A 19,928-nucleotide genomic window follows, 5' to 3' on the forward strand; every position below is an offset into this window, starting at 1 on the left:
ATGCCGCACAGACTACGCACGGCCAAAACCTGCCCAGCGTTGAAATTCACTCCAAATCAGTCAGGACGGGCGGAGCAAATTGGTGATGTGACGCCGTTCACCGACCCCCCACTTGTTCCGACCGGGTGAGCGTTCTATCGTCTGGATGTATCGAGTCGATACATCAGGACGACATAAAGAGCGCACCAGGCCAAGGAGGCGGAGGATGAGCAGGCGTTCCGGCATCCTCGAGTTCGCCGTCCTCGGCCTTCTCCGCGAGTCGCCGATGCACGGTTACGAGCTGCGAAAACGGCTCAACACTTCACTCGGCGTCTTCCGCGCGTTCAGCTACGGCACCCTCTATCCCTGCCTCAAGGCGCTGGTCGCGAGCGGCTGGCTCATCGAGGAGACGGGCGGTGCGCCCGAGGGCGTGCCGGCCGCTGCACTGACAGGGCGCAGGGCGAAGATCGTCTACCGATTGACCGCAGCGGGCAAAGAGCACTTCGAGGAGCTGCTCGCCCACTCCGGCCCGGATGCGTGGGAGGACGAGCACTTCGGCGTCCGCTTCGCGTTCTTCGGTCAGACGTCGCGGGACGTCCGGATGCGCGTGCTGGAAGGCCGCCGCAGCCGGCTGGAGGAGCGCCTGGAACGCATGCGCACCTCCTTGTCCAGGACGCGCGAGCGGCTGGATGACTACACCCTCGAACTGCAACGCCACGGCATGGAGTCCGTGGAGCGCGAGGTGCGGTGGCTGAACGAGCTCATCGAGAGTGAGCGCGCCGGACGCGATCAGCGCGCCCCGGAGCTCGCAGAGCAGGACAAGAAGGACCAGTCAGGAGATACGGGCGGCCTGCCCCGGCACCGGGGTGGTACCCGGCCGGATCCGTCCGATGACACCACCACATGAGGTCCTGCGGTGCAGGTCCTCATCGAGAACACAGGGAGCAACCGGAATGGGTTCGGTTCGCGTAGCCATCGTCGGCGTGGGCAACTGCGCCGCCTCGCTGGTACAGGGCGTCGAGTTCTACAAGGACGCAGACCCGGACAGCCGCGTGCCCGGCCTCATGCACGTGCAGTTCGGTGACTACCACGTGCGTGACATCGAGTTCGTGGCTGCCTTCGATGTCGACGCCAAGAAGGTCGGCCTCGACCTCTCGGACGCCATCGGCGCCAGCGAGAACAACACCATCAAGATCTGCGACGTGCCGAACGCCGGCGTGCAGGTCCAGCGCGGCCACACCCTGGACGGGCTGGGCAAGTACTACCGGATGACGATCGAGGAGTCCGAGGAGGCCCCGGTCGACATCGTCCAGGTCCTCAAGGACAGGCAGGTCGATGTTCTGGTCTGCTATCTCCCTGTCGGCTCCGAGGACGCGGCGAAGTACTACGCCCAGTGCGCCATCGACGCCAAGGTCGCCTTCGTCAACGCCCTCCCGGTCTTCATCGCCGGCACCAAGGAGTGGGCGGACAAGTTCACCGAGGCCGGCGTCCCGATCGTCGGTGACGACATCAAGTCCCAGGTCGGCGCCACGATCACGCACCGCGTGATGGCCAAGCTCTTCGAGGACCGGGGCGTCATCCTGGACCGCACGATGCAGCTGAACGTCGGCGGCAACATGGACTTCAAGAACATGCTCGAGCGGGAGCGCCTGGAGTCCAAGAAGATCTCCAAGACGCAGGCCGTCACCTCCCAGATCCGGGACCGCGAGATGGGCGAGGACAACGTCCACATCGGCCCGTCGGACTTCGTCGCCTGGCTGGACGACCGCAAGTGGGCCTATGTCCGCCTCGAGGGACGCGCCTTCGGCGATGTGCCGCTGAACCTCGAGTACAAGCTCGAGGTCTGGGACTCCCCGAACTCCGCCGGCGTCATCATCGATGCCCTGCGTGCCGCGAAGATCGCCAAGGACCGGGGCATCGGCGGCCCCATCCTGTCGGCGTCCTCGTACTTCATGAAGTCGCCCCCGGTGCAGTACTTCGACGACGAGGCGCACCAGAACGTCGAGAAGTTCATCCGAGGTGAGGTCGAGCGCTGACGCGCCCACCGCACCGTCTTTCCGCAGGCCTCCAGGTATTGCACCTGGAGGCCTGCGGGCTGTGTGAGGCTGTGTGAAGCTGTGCCCCATGCATGCTGTGCGCGACCTCCGCGTATTACTCCACCTACGCGACTTCCGGTCCCTCCTGGCCGCACGGCTTCTCTCGCAGGCGGCAGACGGCGTCTATCAGGTAGCCCTTGCCGCCTACGTCGTCTTCTCCCCCGAGAAGCAGACCTCGCCCGCGGCAATCGCCTCGGCCATGGCGATCCTGCTGCTTCCCTACTCGCTCCTCGGGCCGTTCACCGGAGTGCTGCTCGACCGCTGGCGCCGTCGGCAGGTGTTGCTGTACGGCAACCTGCTGCGGACCGCGCTTGCCACCGTGACGGCGGCACTGATCATGGTCGATGTACCCGACTGGCTCTTCTACGCCTCGGCTCTTTCCGTGACCGCCGTGAACCGGTTCGTTCTGGCCGGGCTCTCCGCCGCCCTCCCCCGGGTCGTCGACAGCGAGCAGCGACTCGTCATGGCCAACTCCCTTACACCTACGGCGGGAACGCTCGCCGCGACGGCTGGTGGCGGGCTCGCTCTGGCGGTGCGGCTCACCGGCCCCGACGTGGATGCCATCGTCGTACTGCTCGCATCGGCCCTCTACTTCGGCTCGTCCGTCACAGCTCTGCGACTGACCCCGGGGTCGCTGGGACCTGACCCCTCCGAGCTCCAACCCCACCTGCGGGAAGCCGTGTTGAGCACCGTGAGGGGCCTCGTCGAGGGTATGCGGCACCTAGCGGAGCGGCGCGCGCCGGCACGCGCACTGGCCGCCATGACCACGGTCCGCTTCTGCTACGGCGCCCTGACCGTCATGGTGCTCATGCTGTGCCGCTACGCCTGGACCACCGATGAAGCGGACGGTCTGGGCCTGCTCGGCGTCACCGTCGGAGTCTCAGGAGCGGGCTTCTTCGCCGCCGCTCTCATCACCCCCTGGGCCGTCGAGCGGCTCAACCCCTTCGGTTGGATCGCCTTCTGCGCCGCCCTGGGCGCGGTGCTGGTACCGGCCCTCGGTCTCTTCTTCGCACCGGCGCCGATGCTGACGGCCGCATTCCTGCTGGGGCTGGGCACCCAGGCCACCAAGATCTCCACGGACACCGTGGTGCAGTCCTTCGTCGACGACGCCTTCCGCGGCCGGATCTTTGCCGTCTACGACGTGCTGTTCAACGTCGCCTTCGTCGGTGCCGCGGCGGTAGCCGCCCTCATGCTGCCGCCCGACGGAAGATCAACTGCTTTGCTGATCTTCGTGGCCTGCCTCTACGCCGCAGTCTTCGCGGCAATGGTCCGCAATGGGCGCCGCAAGACACCGCCGTCCCGGCCGTAGATGGCCATCCCCTGCGAAGGCCGCTGACGCACCCGATACCTTACGTGCGTCGTATTTCAGCCTGGACACTTCAAAATCGGGGGATCACTCATGACCACACCGCCTCAAGGCCAGTACCCGTACGGACAGCAGCCGTACGGCCAGAACCCGTACCCGCAGGCGCCCCAGGCACCCCAAGCTCCGTACGGGCAGCCGCAGCCCGGCTATGGGTACCCCCAGCAGCAGGCGCCTTACGGGCAGCAGCCCCCGCCGGGTTACCCCCAGGCACCGCAGCAGCCCTACATGCAGGGCGGTTCCCCTGTTCCGCCCTCGAGGCCGTCCCGCGGTCGTTCCCCGATGGCGATATTGAAGGGCATCGGCGTTGTCCTCGCCCTGATCGTCGGCGCGTTCTTCTGGGTGAGCAGTTGGGACGACGCGGACAGCGCGGAGGTCGGGGACTGCATGAAGAACAACGGCAACCAGATCAACCCCGACCTCGAGGTGGTTGACTGCGGCACGGCCGAGGCCAAGTACAAGGTCGCAGAGGTCCACACGGACACCACCGACACGTCCCTCTGCCCCCAGAACACCACGTCCTACGCGGAGAGCCAGCACCGCCGGAGGGGTTCCGACACCAGGTTCGTGCTCTGCCTCACCGTCGAGAAGTAGAGCGAGCCGCTCTGTCGTCTCGCGGGGAACGAGCTGTGTTTCACGTGAAACGAGGCGATCCACCACCGACCGTTTCACGTGAAACACGGCACCGTCCGCCCCTCAGCCTTGGGCGGCCCACCATTCCTTGAGCGCGGCCACCGCGGCGTCCCGCTCCATCGGGCCGTGCTCAAGTCGCATCTCGAGCAGGTGCTGGTATGCCTTACCGACCTCAGGGCCGGGGGCGATGCCCAGAATTTTCATGATGTCGTTGCCGTCCAGGTCAGGCCGGATCGCGTCCAGCTCTTCCTGTTCCTGCAGCCGCGCGATGCGTTCCTCGAGCCCGTCATACGCCCGCGACAGAGCGTTGGCCTTGCGCTTGTTCCGCGTGGTGCAGTCCGAGCGCGTCAGCTTGTGGAGCCGCTTGAGCTGAGGGCCGGCGTCCCGGACGTAGCGCCGAACCGCCGAGTCCGTCCACTCACCCGTTCCGTAGCCGTGGAAGCGCAGATGCAGCTCCACCAGACGCGATACGTCCTTCACCATGTCGTTCGAGTACTTCAGGGCGATCATGCGCTTCTTGGTCATCTTCGCTCCCACCACCTCATGGTGGTGGAAGGAGACCCGACCGTCCTTCTCGAAGCGCCGCGTCTTGGGCTTGCCGATGTCGTGCAGAAGGGCCGCCAGCCGCAGCACCAGATCAGGCCCGTCCTCTTCGAGGTCGATCGCCTGCTCCAGCACCGTCAGCGAGTGCTCGTAGACATCCTTGTGGCGGTGATGCTCGTCACTTTCCAGCTGGAGCGCCGGCAGTTCCGGCAGGACTCGCTCGGCCAGGCCCGAGTCGACAAGGAGCCGCAGTCCCTTGCGCGGGTGCGGCGAGAGGATCAGCTTGTTCAGTTCGTCCCGCACGCGCTCCGCCGAGACGATCTCGATTCGCTCGGACATGGCCTTCATGGCGGTGACGACCTCGGGTGCGACCTCGAAGTCGATCTGGGCGGCGAAGCGGGCCGCACGCATCATGCGCAGCGGATCATCGGAGAAGGACTCCTCAGGGGTCCCCGGGGTCCGCAGAACGCGGGCCGCGAGGTCCTCCAGGCCGCCGTGCGGGTCCACGAATTCCTTCTGCGGCAGAAACACCGCCATGGCGTTCACCGTGAAGTCACGACGGACCAGGTCCTGCTCGATGGAGTCTCCGTAGGACACCTCGGGCTTGCGCGAGGTGCGGTCGTACGCCTCGGAGCGGTAGGTGGTGACCTCGATGTCGAACGAGCTCTTCTTGCAGCCGACGGTGCCGAAGGCGATGCCGACCTCCCAGACCGCGTCCGCCCACGGTCGAACGATCTTCAAGACGTCTTCGGGGCGAGCATCGGTGGTGAAGTCGAGATCGTTGCCGAGACGGCCGAGCAACGCGTCCCGGACCGACCCGCCGACCAGGGCAAGCGTGAACCCGGCCTCCTGGAAGCGGCGGGCCAGGTCGTCCGCGACGGGGGACACCCGCAGCAGTTCGCTCACGGCACGGCGCTGTACGTGACTCAGCGCGTTCGTCGACTGCGGAGTCCGGTCGGGCTGCGGGGCGATGTCATTGTTGGCGTTCGGCACAACAGAACAGAGTACGTGCCTGTGCCGCACGAGGCGGCACCCTATTAAGGGGACAGACATCCGGTCCCCGGCCCACGATCATGTGGCGCAGTCCCCGGCACCACGCCGCAGCGGGCCTCGTTACCATTCGTGGACGCACATTCCGACGACCACTGACGACGACGAGGGACGGGCGAGCGCGTGGCCGAGGCGGCAGGGTTCCAGGGGACTGAACGGCCGCGTGGTCGATGGCTGAGAAGGACCATGGCACTGCTCACCGGAGTACCCCTGCTCGTGGGGCTTCTCCAGGTGCCACAGGCCCCCTCCGCGCAGGCGGCTCCGACGGGCTCCCGGACCGTCGACGTCACCATCGACTCGATGACGCCGTCGGCTCCCACCAAGTCCGACACCGTCACGGTCTCCGGGACGCTGTCCAACGACAGCAAGACCGCGATCACCGACGCGCATGTCGGGATGAGCCGCAGCTCGGCCCTAGGCGGCCGAAGCGCGATCGATGCCGCGGCCAAGCGCACCGGCTACATCCCGGGCGTGGACGGCCAGGAGGTCAAGGGCCACACCGAGAAGGTCACCAGGCTCGACGCCGGTGCGAGCCGCTCCTTCACCCTCAGCGTGCCGGTGAAGGACCTCCACCTCGGCGAGGACGGCGTGTATCAGCTCGGTGTCTCGCTGTCGGGCCGCACTCCGGCCGCGCCCTACGAGCACGTGCTGGGCATCGACCGGACGTTCCTGCCCTGGCAGGAGTCGGACGCCGCCAAGAAGACGCAGCTCACGTACATGTGGCCGCTGATCTCCTCGACGCATCTCACCGCCGAGACCGACCCCGACGCCCAGCAGACGCCGGTGTTCCGCAATGACGATCTCGCCGCGGAGATCGCACCCGGCGGCCGCCTGCAGCAGATGGTCGCGCTCGGCAAGAACCTGCCGGTGACTTTCGTCATCGACCCCGACCTGCTCGCCACCGTCGACGCGATGGCCAAGACCTACAAGGTCGACGGCGCGGACGGCCCCACGGGCAAGAACCAGGCGGTCGCCAGGCAGTGGCTGACCGACCTGGAAGAAGCGGTGAAGACCCACGAGGTGGTCGCGCTGCCGTTCGCCGATCCCGATCTGGCCTCGCTCGCTCACCACGGCAGGAGCGTGCCCAGGGCTCTGAGCCATCTCGGGCCGGCCACCGAGCTCGCCTCGAAGACCGTCGACACGGTTCTCGGCGTCAAGCCGCGCACGGACTTCGCCTGGCCTGTCGACGGCGCGATCGACTCTTCGATCGTGGACGTCGCCACCTCGGCCGGCGCGCACAACGTCATCAGCCGCAGCGACAGCCTCCGCGACCCCAGCATTCCGTACACCCCGACCGCGGCCCGGCCCATCGGCGGAGGCAATACGGCGGTCGTCGCGGACGCACGACTCTCCCGTGCTTTCGAAGGCGATATGGCCAATGCCGGGGACGCGACCCACGCGGTCCAGGAGTTCCTCGCCCAGACCCAGATGATCGGTCGGCAGAGCCCGGGCCGGCAGCGCAGTATCGTCGTCGCGCCGCAGCGCATGCCTTCTGCCAGCCAGGCCCAGGCCATGGCCTCCGCACTGCGCACCCTGGAGTCGGAGCGCTGGACACAGCCCCTGGACCTCAGCCGCGCTGCGAAGGCGAAGCCGGATCCGTCGGCCAACCGGCAGGTCCCGAGCGGAGCGAGCTACCCGGCCTCTCTCCGCAGGCAGGAGCTGCCGACCGAGGCCTTTCGGCAGATCCAGGACACTCAGTCCGCCTTGGACGAGTTCCAGGTGATCCTCGACCAGCCGGAACGCGTCGTCACGCCGTTCGGCACCGCCATAATGCGCGAGATGTCGACCTCGTGGCGGGGTGATTCCTCGGGTGCCACGGGCTTTCGGAACTCCGTTCGGAGCTACCTCAGCAGTCTGACCAAGAAGGTCAGTCTGATCCAGAAGTCGGACGCGACGCTCTCCGGGCGCAGCGCCACGATTCCGGTGACGGTGCAGAACAACCTCGTCCAAGGCGTCGAGGGCATGACGCTGGAGCTGAGCTCGTCGCAGCCCAACCGTCTGGACGCGGGCAAGTCGCAGCGGATCAAGGTGGACGGCGGCCACAGCCAGTCGTTCAAATTCGACACCACGGCGAACGCCAACGGTCGGGCCTGGGTGACTGCCCAGCTCTACACATCCGACGGCAAGCCCTACGGTGACCCCATGACGTTCCAGGTGAACGTCACGGAGATCACCGCAACGGTCATGCTCGTGATCGCGGGCGGTGTCCTGCTGCTCGTCCTCGCCGGCGTGCGGATCTATCTTCAGCGCAAGCGGCATGCCGCCGAGAGCAGCGACGACGGGTCCGACGGCGACGACGGCGACGGTGCCGAGGGTGGGGGAGACACGGACGGCGACAATGGCGGCACGGACGGCGATACGCCCGAGCAGCCGAGTGACCCCACGCCGGACACCGGTTCGGAAAGCCCGGACGCGTCCGGCTCAGGTGAGAAAGTGGACCGTTGATAGATGGCGGGGCCGGATGGCCGGCGACGGATGAGGTGGGGCAGCGATGAATGCGCCGTACGACGGTGACCGCAGCCGGGGCGCCCACGGCGACCCCCCGGGGCCGGTCCCTGCGACGCCCCAGGTCCCCGCGGCCCAGGACCCCTATGTCCAGGACGCCTATCGCAACGATCCACACCACGCCCAGGACCCGACGGCGCAGGATCCGGTCGCCGAGGCGCTCTACGACCGCGCCGCGCACCCGCCTCCGCCCCCCGGCCAGACCCCGCATCCGCTGTATCAGCAGCCGCCGGCGGCGAGGCATACACCCGACCCCCAGTTGTGGGCCTCGCCACCGCCTCCCGAGCCGCAGGGCCCGACCCGCAATCTTCCTTATGGCGACGACGCGGCAACGACGCAGTTCGTGGGCGTCGACGACCTGATCACCCAGGCCGCGGACGAACGCCCTGAGCCCGACGCCTTCGCGCACCTCTTCCGGGACCAGCAGCAGCCTTACGATGCCCAGCGTCCCGTGGGCCCGCCCGTAGCCGGCGCGGACCAGGGACCCGAGACGGGGCCGCAGCCAGGAGCGCCCGCACCGGAAGCCGCTCCCGTGGCGGCGGCGGGCGGCAAGTCTTCGGGCGGCCGCGCCTCCAGCCTCCTGAAGTCCAGCGCACTGATGGCCGCGGGCACGATGGTCTCCCGGCTCACGGGCTTTATCCGCTCGGCGCTCATCGTCGCGGCGCTCGGCGGCGCGGTTCTCGGTGACTCCTGGCAGGTCGCCTACCAACTGCCCACGATGATCTTCATCCTGACCATCGGCGGCGGCCTGAACTCCGTCTTCGTCCCGCAACTGGTGCGGGCGATGAAGGAGGACGAGGACGGCGGCGAGGCCTACGCCAACCGGCTGCTCACGCTGGTCGTCGTGATCCTCGGTGCGCTGACGGTCCTCGCGGTGTTCGCCGCACCACTCCTGGTGAAGCTGGTCTCGTTCGACATCTCGCGGGACCCGGCGGCCAACGAAGTCGCCGTCGCGTTCACCCGCTACTGCGTGCCGACGATCTTCTTCATGGGCCTGCATGTCGTGATGGGCCAGATCCTCAACGCCCGCGGCCGCTTCGGCGCGATGATGTGGACTCCGGTCCTCAACAACATCGTCATGATCGCCACCTTCGGCCTGTTCATCGGCGTCTACGGCTCGGCCGAGACCTCGCACATCGGTGTCACCACCATCCCCTCCGAGGGCATCCGCCTGCTGGGCATCGGCACCCTCCTCGGTCTCGTCGTCCAGGCCCTGGCGATGATCCCGTACCTGCGGGACGCGGACTTCAAGCTGCGGCTGCGCTTCGACTGGCGAGGCCACGGCCTGGGCAAGGCCGCCAAGCTCGCCAAGTGGACGGTGCTCTTCGTCCTCGCCAACCAGGCTGGCGTCCTGGTCGTCACCCAGCTGTCCACGTGGGCGGGAAACACCGCCGACCAGCAGGGCCACCCGGGCACCGGCTTCATCTCCTACGCCAGCGCGCAGCTGATCTGGAACATGCCGCAGGCGATCATCACCGTCTCCGTGATGGCGGCGCTGCTGCCCCGGCTGGCCAGGTCGGCCCACGACGGTGACACCGGCGCGGTCCGGGACGACATGTCCCAGGGCCTGCGCACCTCGGCGGTCGCCATCGTCCCGATCTCCTTCGGGTTCCTCTCACTCGGTATTCCGCTGTGCACCCTGGTCTACGGTTCGTCCGGCGCCGGTGTCCCGATGGGCTACATGCTGATGGCGTTCGGTATCGGACTGATTCCGTTCTCGGTGCAGTACGTCATCCTGCGCGCGTTCTACGCGTACGAGGACACCCGTACCCCCTTCTACAACACGGTGATCGTCGCCGCCGTCAACGCTGCGGCGTCCGCCCTCTGCTTCCTGGTCCTGCCCGCACGCTGGGCCGTGGTCGGCATGGCGGCCTCCTACGGCCTCGCTTACATCATCGGCGTCGGAGTGGCCTGGCGCCGCCTGAGCAAGCGGATGAACGGTGACCTCGACACCGCGCACATCGTCCGCACCTACGCGCGGCTGGCCGGTGCCAGCATTCCGGCCACCATCATCTCCGGGGCGGCCGTCTACGGCATCATGCAAGCGCTCGGCACCGGGGTTCTCGGCTCGCTCTCAGCCCTCGTGGGGGGTGGCGCCGCACTTCTGGGCGTCTTCTTCGTCGCCGCGCGAAAGATGCGGATCGAAGAGCTGAATGCCCTGGTGGGCATGGTTCGCGCCAAGCTGGGGCGCTGACCGGGCACAACCATCGGCCGCCATCGTGTGTCGTGCATAGTGGCGGACTGTGGGCACAATTGTCTTGGCTCATTGAGCCTGCAACGGATGGGGAGGCAGGAACGACGGTGGCGGAACGGAGCACGGCTGCCGTCGACGTGGCCGACACGAGCGGTGAGGAACCGCTGACCGCCCAGGCGGGTAAGGCCACGGACGACGGTGCGGAGGCCGAGAAGGTATCCGGCGGGGAAGCGGACGCCGCGGGCAACGGTGAGAAGCCGGCCGCGGGGCCCGATGCCCAGCCACCGGAACTGCACAGTGGCCACAAGCTCGCCAGACGCTACCGCCTCGAAGAGTGCGTCACCCGTCTGGACGGCTTCAGCAGTTGGCGTGCGGTCGATGAAAAGCTGCGCCGGGCGGTGGGTGTCCACATCCTGCCCGCCGACCATCCGCGGGCCCGTCCCGTGCTGTCCGCGGCGCGCTCCTCCGCGCTCCTGGGCGACCCCCGGTTCGTTCAGGTCCTCGACGCCGTGGAGGAGAACGACCTCGTCTACGTCGTCCACGAATGGCTGCCGGACGCCACCGAGCTCTCCACCGTGTTCGCCGGCGGTCCACTCGAACCACACGACGCCTACCAGCTGGTCAGCCAGGTGTCCCAGGCCATGGCAGCTGCGCACCGCGAGGGCCTGGCCCATTTGCGGATCACCCCCGGCTCGGTTCTGCGGACGGAATCCGGGCAGTACCGCATCCGTGGCCTCGCCGTCATGGCGGCGCTGCGCGGCATCAGCTGCGAGCACCCCCAGCGCACGGACACCGAGGCGATCGGAGCGCTGCTGTACGCCGCGCTGACGCAGCGCTGGCCCTACGAGAACGACGCCTATGGGCTCACCGGTCTGCCGAAGGGCGTCGGCTTGATCGCGCCCGATCAGGTTCGGGCCGGCGTCCACCGCGGGTTGTCCGAGCTCGCCATGCGAGCGTTGGTCAACGACGGAGCCACGGCTTCCCGTCAGGAACAGCCGTGCACCACTCCGGAAGAGCTGGCCAAGGCGGTCGCGGCCATGCCGCGCATCCGCCCCCCCGAGACGTCCTTCACCACCCCGCCGCCGTATCAGCGCACCGGATTTCAGCAAGGTTCCTACGGACAGCCCCCGAGCCGCAACGGCCGGCCCGGTCGTCCGGTGCAGCCCGTGCCCGCCCCGCCGCCCCCGCTGCACAGCCGTACCGGCAAGGCGCTGAAGTGGTCTGTTTCCGCGCTGCTCATCGCGGCACTGGGGCTGGGCAGCTGGCAGCTGGCGGACACCCTCTTGAAGGGCGAGAAGCAGTCCGACTCGCCGGGCAGTTCCCAGCCAGGCGGCGGGGAGAAGCCCGCCGCCAAGCCCCTGCAGATCGAGAAGGCCACGGAGTTCTCGCCGCTGAGCACGCCTTTCGCCGACGCGCAAGCGCCCAACGCAGTGGACGGGGACGCGGGAACCGCCTGGGTGACCGGCCGCTTCAAGGGAATGGCGAACTTCGGTAATCTCCCGAGCCGCGCAGACGGAAGCGGCATCATCGTGGACCTCGGGAGCGAGAAGAAGGTTTCCGGCGTGAAGGTCAGCATGTACCGCCCGGGTCAGACCGCGGAGGTCCTCGCCGCTGATCCGTCCGCGTCCGCCCCGACGTCGCTGGACGCCTTTTCCCAGCGACTCACCAAGGCAAATAAGGTCGACGGAGAGCTGACCGCGAGCCTCGACAAGCCTGTACGAACGCGTTATGTGCTGATTCACATCACGGAACTGCCGAGCGACGGCACCCCGGATTGGTTCCGGGGCGGCATTTCGGAAATCAAGGTCACAGGCAGCTGACATATTGCCCTCATGCGCCCTCCAGCACCTGCTGGAGGGCGCATTGTCTTGGACGGCCCGATCGATCCAAGGACGCCTTTGAGCTGGCACAATCGCATCGTCCTGGTCCCTCGAAGGGCCCGTGGGACGCTCCTCGCTCCACGTCTGCAAACGGCCCTGGCAAGAACCCAGGACGCTGTTTTCAGGTGCCGCACGTCGCGGCGATCGGGTGAGAGCTTGGGTTGGGGAATCAGAATTTCCTGTGCGGCCACAAGAGGGGATTTCGCCGCGAACAGGCCACCAGGGATTACCTGACGAATTGGTGTCTTCACGTCATTTTTGGCCTGCTCATTTACTTTCCGGGCATCACCAGCTTCAATGGCTGCGAGGGTGAGTACCTGTAGCGGGGGGCTTGTGTCCACAGAGAGCAACGAGGCGTCCACTCCGCCGAGCGACAGCGACCTCCTCGCGCGCCATGTAGCGGGTGACCCGGACGCCTTCGGGGAGATCGTCCGCCGGCACCGCGACCGGCTCTGGGCAGTGGCGCTGCGCACCCTCGGGGACCGCGAAGAAGCCGCCGATGCCGTTCAGGACGCACTGGTTTCCGCCTATCGCGCCGCCCACACCTTCCGTGGACAGTCAGCCGTGACGACCTGGCTCCACCGCATCACCGTCAATGCCTGCCTGGACCGGGCCCGCAAGGTCGCCTCCCGGCGTACGTCACCGGTCGCGGAGACCGAGCGCCTGGAGCAGCTCCTGGAGCCCCACGAATCCGCGGCCGTCCCTGCCGAGCGCAAAGATCTGCACCGCGAACTTCTCAGCGCGTTGCGCACCCTCCCTGAGGAACAGCGTGCGGCTCTCGTGCTGGTCGACATGCAGGGCTACCCGGTCGCCGAGGCAGCCGCCATCCTCGATGTCCCCACCGGCACGGTGAAGAGCCGCTGTGCGCGTGGCCGCGCCCGTCTCCTCCCCTTGGTCACCCATCTGCGCGCTGACGGCGGGGATAACGGACCTGCGGGCCGGGAAAGGAACCGGGCGCAGGGGACATCCGTCCCACCGACGGCAGGGCCGAACGACACAGGTGCCGTGAAGGGCGGAGGTGGGCGAGCGTGACGACGACCGGCACGGGTCAGCACCCGGAGGTCTCCGAGATCTCCGATCTCACGGACGGACTGCTCTCGCCGTCTCGTACGGCAGATCTGCGTGACCACCTCGCCTCGTGCACGCTGTGCGAGGACGTCTACGAATCCCTGGAGGAGATCCGCGGACTTCTCGGGACACTGCCCGGCCCGAGCCGAATGCCGGCGGATGTCGCAGGACGCATCGATGCCGCACTCGCGGCCGAAGCCCTGCTGGATGCCACGGCTCCCGCCACGGGGACGCTCGTTTCACGTGAAACGACCGTGGAGCCTTCTCCTGTTTCACGTGAAACAGGAGAGAGCGGGCCTGCCCGCGGCTCGACCTCCAGTCGGCCGGCAGGCCGGCCTCGTGGTGCCTCGGGTCCGGGCCGTCAGACAACGGATGGTCGGTCGCCGCGCACACGCCGCTGGCCTCGCCTTCTGCTCGGCACGGCGGCAGCCGCAGCCGTGTTCGGTCTCGGGGGCCTCCTCATCCAGAACGCCGCCACCAACGGCGCAGGGAACGGTCAGGACCACCCCTCCGCGGCCACAGAACAGAGCGGGGGCGGTACGAGCGCCCTGACTTCGGCGACCCTCGGCTCGCATGTTCATGACCTGCTGAAGTCCAAGGGCGCGCACAAGTCCCCGGAGATGGGCACCCGGAGCTCCCCCGAGACCCCGCTGCGCGGAGGCGCCGACACCATCCCGTCGTGCGTGCGCCAGGGCATCGGGCGTACGGAAACTCCGCTCGCGTCCACACAGAGCCGGTATGAGGGCAAGGACGCCTTCCTCGTCGTCCTGCCGCACCCGTCCGACCCGTCCCGGGTCTCCGCGTATATCGTCTCTTCCTCCTGCATCTCCGCCACGCCCCCGGCTCCCGGCAAGGTCTTGCTGAGCCACTCCTACCAGCGAGACTGAGCGGCGGGCAGTGCACTGTGGGACTGCGGGAATGCTCGACCCGTAGGATCCGTTGGGTGGGGTGAGAGTTCCGAGACAGCCCCCATCCAGCAGTCGGCAGAGACAAGGAAGACACCCGTGAGCGACGTCCGCAACGTGATCATCATCGGCTCCGGGCCCGCGGGCTATACGGCAGCGCTCTACACCGCCCGCGCGTCCCTGAAGCCGCTGGTCTTCGAAGGTGCTGTCACCGCCGGAGGCGCGCTGATGAACACCACCGACGTGGAGAACTTCCCCGGTTTCCGCGAGGGCATCATGGGTCCCGACCTGATGGACAACATGCGCGCCCAGGCCGAGCGCTTCGGCGCCGAGCTTGTTCCGGACGACATCGTCTCGGTCGACCTCTCCGAAGAGATCAAGACCGTCACGGACACCGCGGGAACGGTTCACCGCGCCAGGACCGTCATCGTCACCACCGGCTCGCAGCACCGCAAGCTCGGTCTGCCCCGCGAGGACGAGCTGTCCGGCCGCGGTGTGTCCTGGTGCGCCACGTGCGACGGGTTCTTCTTCAAGGACCAGGACATCGCCGTCATCGGTGGTGGCGACACCGCGATGGAGGAAGCGACCTTCCTCTCCCGCTTCGCCAAGTCCGTCACGATCGTCCACCGCCGTGACACCCTGCGCGCGAGCAAGGCGATGCAGGAGCGTGCCTTCGCCGACCCGAAGATCAAGTTCGTGTGGGACAGCGAGGTCGCGGCGATCCAGGGCGAGAACAAGCTCTCCGGCCTGACGCTTCGCAACCTCAAGACCGGCGAGACCGCCGAGCTCCCGGTGACCGGCCTGTTCATCGCGATCGGCCACGACCCGCGCACCGAGCTGTTCAAGGGCCAGCTGAACCTGGACGACGACGGCTACCTCATGGTCGAGGCGCCCAGCACCCGCACCAACCTGGAGGGCGTCTTCGCGGCGGGTGACGTCGTCGACCACACCTACCGCCAGGCGATCACCGCGGCCGGCACCGGCTGCTCCGCCGCCCTCGACGCCGAGCGGTTCCTCGCCGCGCTGACGGACAGCGAGTCCGCCGAGCCGGAGAAGACTCCCACCGTCTGATCCCGGACCTCCCCAGCCTTTCCACCACCACCAGTAAGGAGATTGCCATGGCCGGCGCCACGGTGACCGTGACGGACGACAACTTCGAAGAGGTCGTCCTCAAGAGCGACAAGCCCGTACTCGTCGACTTCTGGGCCACCTGGTGCGGTCCGTGCCGCCAGGTCGCCCCGTCCTTGGAGGCCATTGCCGCCGAGCACGACGAGATCGTCATCGCGAAGCTGAACACCGACGAGAACCCGGCGACCACCGCCAAGTACGGCGTCATGTCGATTCCGACCATGAACGTCTACCAGGGCGGCGAGGTCGTGAAGACCATCGTGGGTGCCAAGCCGAAGGCCGCGATCGAGCGGGACCTGTCGGACTACCTCGCCTGAGTCACGCGTCACGTTTCACGGGAAACGGGCCCGCCCTCATCAGAGGGCGGGCCCGTTCTTCGATCCGTGGCACCACGCTCTACAGCGGCCGGAGAGCGGGTTCCTTCTGGACGGCCCCCAGCAACCGGTCGAGTGCCAGCTCGACGTCTTCCTTCCACGAGATGGTGGCTCGCAGCTCCAGCCGGAGCCGTGGGAAGCGTGGATGGGGCCGTACGGTCTTGAAGCCGACCGCCAGCAGATGATCGGCGGGCAGTACGCAAGCCGGCTCGGTCCACCGTGCGTCCCCGAAAGCCTCGATGGCCTTGAAGCCCCGCTGAATGAGGTCCTTGGCCACTGTCTGCACCATGACCCGGCCGAGACCCTGGCCCTGGTATTCGGGTAGCAGCAACGCGGTGAGCAGTTGCACCGCGTCCGGAGACACCGGGCTGGTGGGGAAGGCCGTGGACCCCGGAACATAGGCCGGAGGCGCGTACATCACGAAGCCCGCCGGCGCATCGTCGACGTAGACGACGCGTCCGCAGGATCCCCACTCCAGTAGCACCGCCGAGATCCAAGCTTCCTTTTCCAGCTCGGGTCTGCCCGCCTTTACTGCGGCTTCGCCGCTGACGGGGTCGAGTTCCCAAAAGACGCAGGAGCGGCAGCGCTTTGGGAGATCCGGAAGGTTGTCCAGCGTGAGCGGTACGAGTCGACGGCCCATGAAGCCAGGTCCTCACTTCCCTCGCCCGCCGCACCTCGAAGTGTCGTCAGCGACCCCTGCTCTCTGAGCAGTCCGCCGACGAAGCCTCCCACCGCTGCTAGGCCGAAACCTACGGCCAACAGTCCGGTGCGGCTCACCGATCGCATGGCCTCTCCTCGATCTGAGGTATTTCTCCGTGGATGGGCGCCCTACCCGATCGCATCGTATCCACCCTTTACGGGCACCGGTACCGTCAGAGAGCAAAGGGCGGGCCGTGTTCCGGTATGGACTCCGGATCACGGCCCGCCCTCACGGTGCAGGCGGTCGGCTCACGCCTCTTCGTCGCTCTCCTCGGCCAGCGACTTCCCCAGCACACGTCCCTCGCCGGGAGCGAGGGTGCCGAGGATGCGCTCAAGATCGTCTATCGAGGCGAACTCGACGACGATCTTTCCCTTCTTCTGGCCCAGGTCCACCTTCACCCGGGTCTCGAAACGATCCGAGAGGCGGGAGGCCAAACCGGTGAGAGCGGGTGACACCCGGTTGCCCGCGCGGGGCCCCTTCGTCTTGCTCGCGCTCTTGGGACTCGACCCCATCAGCGTCACGATCTCCTCGACCGAACGCACCGACAGCCCCTCCGCCACAATGCGGCGTGCGAGGTGATCCTGCTCCTCGGGGTCGTCCACCGACAACAGCGCACGCGCGTGCCCCGCGGAGAGCACACCCGCAGCGAGCCGCGACTGAACGGACGGAGAGAGTTTCAGCAGACGCAAGGTGTTGGAGACCTGCGGGCGAGACCGCCCGATGCGGTCAGCCAACTCGTCATGCGTGCACTTGAAGTCCCTCAACAGCTGGTCGTAGGCGGCTGCCTCTTCCAAGGGGTTGAGCTGCGCCCGGTGGAGGTTCTCCAGGAGCGCATCGAGCAGCAGCTTTTCGTCGTCCGTGGCACGGACGATGGCGGGGATCTTCTCCAGACCGGCCTCACGGCATGCCCGCCAGCGACGCTCGCCCATGATGAGCTCATAGCGCTCCGGTGCGGTCTGACGTACCACCACCGGCTGGAGCAGGCCCACCTCCTGGATGGAGGTGACCAGTTCCGCGAGAGCGTCTTCGTCGAAGACCTCACGCGGCTGTCGTGGGTTCGGCGTGATCGCGTCGAGGGGCACCTCGGCGAAATGCGCGCCGGCTACCTCCGTCGCCGTCTCGCTGGTCGTCTCCGGCTCCGGCGGCTCCTCCGTTTCACGGGAAACACCGTGCGCCGGAAGCCCGGCGACCTTCGCCGCTGCGACGCCCCGCTCCGGCGACAAGACCGGTACGGCCGTCGGCGACGTGGCTCCCCGGCCGACCACAGGCCCGGCCTGGTCCGTGCTCTGCGGTGCCGCGGGGATCAGCGCACCGAGCCCGCGGCCCAGTCCTCTACGTCGTTCACTCACTGAGTCCCCTCCGACATGCTGTGCTGTGCTTCGTAGTTGACGCTGAGGCCTTGGCCCCCGGTCTGGGGAGCCCCGCGCATCGCGATCTCTCGGGCCGCTTCGAGATACGAGAGCGATCCGCTGGATCCCGGGTCGTAGGTGAGAACCGTCTGCCCGTAGCTCGGCGCCTCCGAGATGCGCACCGAGCGGGGGATGCTCGTACGGAGCACCTCGTTACCGAAGTGGCTGCGCACTTCGTCGGCGACCTGGGAGGCCAGCCGGGTGCGCCCGTCATACATGGTGAGCAGGATGGTCGAGACGTGAAGCTTGGGGTTGAGATGGCCCCGCACGAGGTCCACGTTGCGCAGTAGCTGTCCCAGCCCCTCCAGCGCGTAGTACTCGCACTGAATCGGGATGAGCACCTCGGCGCCCGCGACCAACGCATTCACGGTCAGCAGGCCCAGCGAGGGCGGGCAGTCGATGAGGATGTAGTCCAGCGGCTGTTCATACGCCTTGATTGCGCGATCCAGCCGGCTCTCGCGTGCCACCAGCGAGACCAGCTCGATCTCGGCACCGGCCAGGTCGATCGTGGCGGGCGCACAGAACAGCCCCTCCACATCAACCACCGGCTGCACCACGTCCGAGAGCGGCTTGCTCTCCACCAGGACGTCATAGATGGACGGCACCTCGGCGTGGTGGTCGATTCCCAACGCCGTCGACGCATTGCCTTGGGGGTCGAGGTCGATCACCAGAACCCGTGCCCCGTGCAGGGCGAGAGAGGCCGCCAGGTTCACGGTGGTCGTGGTCTTCCCGACCCCGCCCTTCTGATTGGCCACCACCATGACCCGGGTCTGCTCGGGTCGTGGCAGCCCCTCGCCCGCCCGGCCGAGTGCCTCCACCGCCAGCTGCGCGGCACGACCGATCGGGGTGTCGTCCATCGGGGGCGGCGTTTCACGTGAAACGTCGTCCCCGAACGACTCGCTACGGGGACCGGGGACCGGATCGGTCATCGGTCCCGCGATGTTGGCGTCGGACCGCACGGATTCACTCTCCTCGACATCAGGCTCGCAATGTGCAGAGCCTGCCATGCTTTCGGTGTCGTGAACCAGTGAGGTCCGTTCTCCTGTGGATGAATCCACCTCTGTGGATACTTCCCTGACCCTCGTGGGCTTACGGTCACGCGGCGCGGCAGCCGCCCGACCACGACTGATAATCCCTTGCAGCAGAGAACGACGTTTCACGTGAAACACGATGCCAGCGTCGCGCCCGATTCAGCCGCGACACTCCGTCCTATGCCGTTTTGATGGCATTTGGATAATTCACCATTCGCAGCCGATCGGCGGACGCCACACCCATCACAGCGCCGCCGGCCAGCACATCTCCGGCATTCGAGCCTCAGCGGCGGCGCCCCCGCGACGCACGGCTTACTCGCGCGGCCTTCGCCCGCTTGGCGGCAAAGCGCACTCCGCCCGGGCTCTCCCCCACCTCGACGCGCACGACCGTCGACGGCGGGTCCACGATGCCCTCACCGACGTGCACCACCGAGGTCTCCACCACACCCAGCTTGCTGAGGGCCGCTCGCGCCCCCTTGAGCTCTTCCTCGGCGGCATCGCCCTTGAGCGCCAGCATCTCGCCGTACGGACGCAGCAGGGGAACACCCCAGCCGGCGAGACGATCGAGTGGAGCGACGGCCCGCGCGGTCACCACATGCACCTGAGGAAGCTTGCCCATGACCTCTTCGGCCCGCCCTCGGACCACCGTCACGTGGTCCAGCCCGAGCAGCTCGACAACCTCCTGCAGGAAGTTGGTCCGCCGCAGCAACGGCTCCAAGAGCATGATCTTCAGGTCCGGCCGCACGAGAGCCAGCGGAATGCCGGGCAGCCCGGCTCCCGAGCCCACATCACAGACCGAGACGCCCTCGGGCACCACCTCGGAGAGGACCGCGCAGTTCAACAGGTGCCGCTCCCACAGCCGGGGCACCTCACGCGGGCCGATGAGCCCCCGCCGCACCCCCGCGTCCGCGAGCAGTTCGCCGTACCGCACGGCCTCCGCAAAGCGCTCTCCGAATACCTCCTGCGCCGCCTTCGGCGCGGGAGGGAGCTCCGCTGCTGCCTCCGTCACGGGAACCGCCCCTTCCACTGGACTGCTGTTGCTGCCGGGAGCCCGGGTTACGCCCCGGGAT

Annotated in this window: 16 protein-coding genes; 11 read left to right on the forward strand and 5 right to left on the reverse strand. The window is 67.6% G+C overall.

The features are described 5' to 3' along the window. Nucleotides 1-205 precede the first annotated feature (205 nt). The 4 genes from ACGFZW_RS12415 to ACGFZW_RS12430 all read left to right on the forward strand — a co-directional run bounded on the left by ACGFZW_RS12415 (nt 206) and on the right by ACGFZW_RS12430 (nt 4,032). Nucleotides 206-886: a PadR family transcriptional regulator gene (locus tag ACGFZW_RS12415; RefSeq protein ID WP_393893026.1), complete on the forward strand. Its 681-nt coding sequence runs from the start codon at nt 206-208 to the stop codon at nt 884-886. 46 nt (nt 887-932) lie between these two features. Next, nucleotides 933-2,015: an inositol-3-phosphate synthase gene (locus ACGFZW_RS12420; protein WP_393893027.1), complete on the forward strand. Its 1,083-nt coding sequence runs from the start codon at nt 933-935 to the stop codon at nt 2,013-2,015. A gap of 88 nt (nt 2,016-2,103) precedes the next feature. Further along, nucleotides 2,104-3,384, forward strand: a complete 1,281-nt coding sequence (locus tag ACGFZW_RS12425; protein WP_393893028.1) for an MFS transporter — start codon at nt 2,104-2,106, stop codon at nt 3,382-3,384. A 90-nt stretch (nt 3,385-3,474) separates the two neighbouring features. Continuing rightward, a complete protein-coding gene (locus ACGFZW_RS12430; RefSeq protein ID WP_393893029.1) occupies nt 3,475-4,032 on the forward strand; it encodes a hypothetical protein in 558 nt (185 codons plus the stop codon). 102 nt (nt 4,033-4,134) lie between these two features. Here ACGFZW_RS12430 and ACGFZW_RS12435 read toward each other — a convergent pair whose 3' ends face one another. Further along, nucleotides 4,135-5,607, reverse strand: coding sequence for a CCA tRNA nucleotidyltransferase (locus ACGFZW_RS12435; RefSeq protein ID WP_393893030.1), 1,473 nt, complete (start codon nt 5,605-5,607; stop codon nt 4,135-4,137). Between the two features lie 243 nt (nt 5,608-5,850). Here ACGFZW_RS12435 and ACGFZW_RS12440 point away from each other — a divergent pair, with 243 nt between their 5' ends. The 7 genes from ACGFZW_RS12440 to trxA all read left to right on the forward strand — a co-directional run bounded on the left by ACGFZW_RS12440 (nt 5,851) and on the right by trxA (nt 15,661). Further along, the gene (locus ACGFZW_RS12440; RefSeq protein WP_393893031.1) at nt 5,851-8,109 is read left to right on the forward strand and encodes a DUF6049 family protein; all 2,259 of its coding nucleotides are present in this window, start codon (nt 5,851-5,853) and stop codon (nt 8,107-8,109) included. A gap of 46 nt (nt 8,110-8,155) precedes the next feature. Beyond that, nucleotides 8,156-10,363, forward strand: a complete 2,208-nt coding sequence (gene murJ, locus ACGFZW_RS12445; RefSeq protein WP_393893032.1) for a murein biosynthesis integral membrane protein MurJ — start codon at nt 8,156-8,158, stop codon at nt 10,361-10,363. A 107-nt stretch (nt 10,364-10,470) separates the two neighbouring features. Further along, nucleotides 10,471-12,183, forward strand: a complete 1,713-nt coding sequence (locus tag ACGFZW_RS12450) for a protein kinase family protein (RefSeq protein WP_393893033.1) — start codon at nt 10,471-10,473, stop codon at nt 12,181-12,183. A 357-nt stretch (nt 12,184-12,540) separates the two neighbouring features. Beyond that, nucleotides 12,541-13,275 (forward strand): RNA polymerase sigma factor SigM, encoded by a 735-nt coding sequence (sigM, locus tag ACGFZW_RS12455; protein WP_393893034.1) that lies wholly within the window; start codon nt 12,541-12,543, stop codon nt 13,273-13,275. A 473-nt stretch (nt 13,276-13,748) separates the two neighbouring features. After that, on the forward strand, nt 13,749-14,198 hold the full coding sequence (locus ACGFZW_RS12460) for a hypothetical protein (RefSeq protein WP_393893035.1): 450 nt from the start codon (nt 13,749-13,751) through the stop codon (nt 14,196-14,198). Nucleotides 14,199-14,315: 117 nt separating this feature from the next. After that, the gene (gene trxB, locus ACGFZW_RS12465; protein WP_393893036.1) at nt 14,316-15,287 is read left to right on the forward strand and encodes a thioredoxin-disulfide reductase; all 972 of its coding nucleotides are present in this window, start codon (nt 14,316-14,318) and stop codon (nt 15,285-15,287) included. 47 nt (nt 15,288-15,334) lie between these two features. Then, nucleotides 15,335-15,661 carry a thioredoxin gene (gene trxA / locus ACGFZW_RS12470; protein ID WP_030075727.1) on the forward strand — a complete coding sequence of 109 codons (327 nt, stop codon included), beginning with the start codon at nt 15,335-15,337 and terminating at the stop codon, nt 15,659-15,661. A gap of 79 nt (nt 15,662-15,740) precedes the next feature. On the opposite strand, the gene ACGFZW_RS12475 is transcribed toward trxA, so the two are convergent. The 4 genes from ACGFZW_RS12475 to rsmG all read right to left on the reverse strand — a co-directional run bounded on the left by ACGFZW_RS12475 (nt 15,741) and on the right by rsmG (nt 19,867). Then, complete coding sequence (locus ACGFZW_RS12475; RefSeq protein ID WP_393893037.1) at nt 15,741-16,358, reverse strand: GNAT family N-acetyltransferase; 618 nt, start codon at nt 16,356-16,358, stop codon at nt 15,741-15,743. A gap of 308 nt (nt 16,359-16,666) precedes the next feature. Further along, a complete protein-coding gene (locus ACGFZW_RS12480; protein ID WP_393893038.1) occupies nt 16,667-17,767 on the reverse strand; it encodes a ParB/RepB/Spo0J family partition protein in 1,101 nt (366 codons plus the stop codon). Then, on the reverse strand, nt 17,764-18,834 hold the full coding sequence (locus ACGFZW_RS12485; protein WP_393893039.1) for an AAA family ATPase: 1,071 nt from the start codon (nt 18,832-18,834) through the stop codon (nt 17,764-17,766). Before ACGFZW_RS12485 ends, ACGFZW_RS12480 begins: the two co-directional genes overlap by 4 nt. Nucleotides 18,835-19,141: 307 nt before the next feature. Beyond that, complete coding sequence (rsmG, locus tag ACGFZW_RS12490) at nt 19,142-19,867, reverse strand: 16S rRNA (guanine(527)-N(7))-methyltransferase RsmG (protein ID WP_393893040.1); 726 nt, start codon at nt 19,865-19,867, stop codon at nt 19,142-19,144. Nucleotides 19,868-19,928: the final 61 nt, after the last annotated feature.

The sequence above is a fragment of the Streptomyces sp. NPDC048248 genome, assembly GCF_043201875.1.
Taxonomy (GTDB): domain Bacteria; phylum Actinomycetota; class Actinomycetes; order Streptomycetales; family Streptomycetaceae; genus Streptomyces.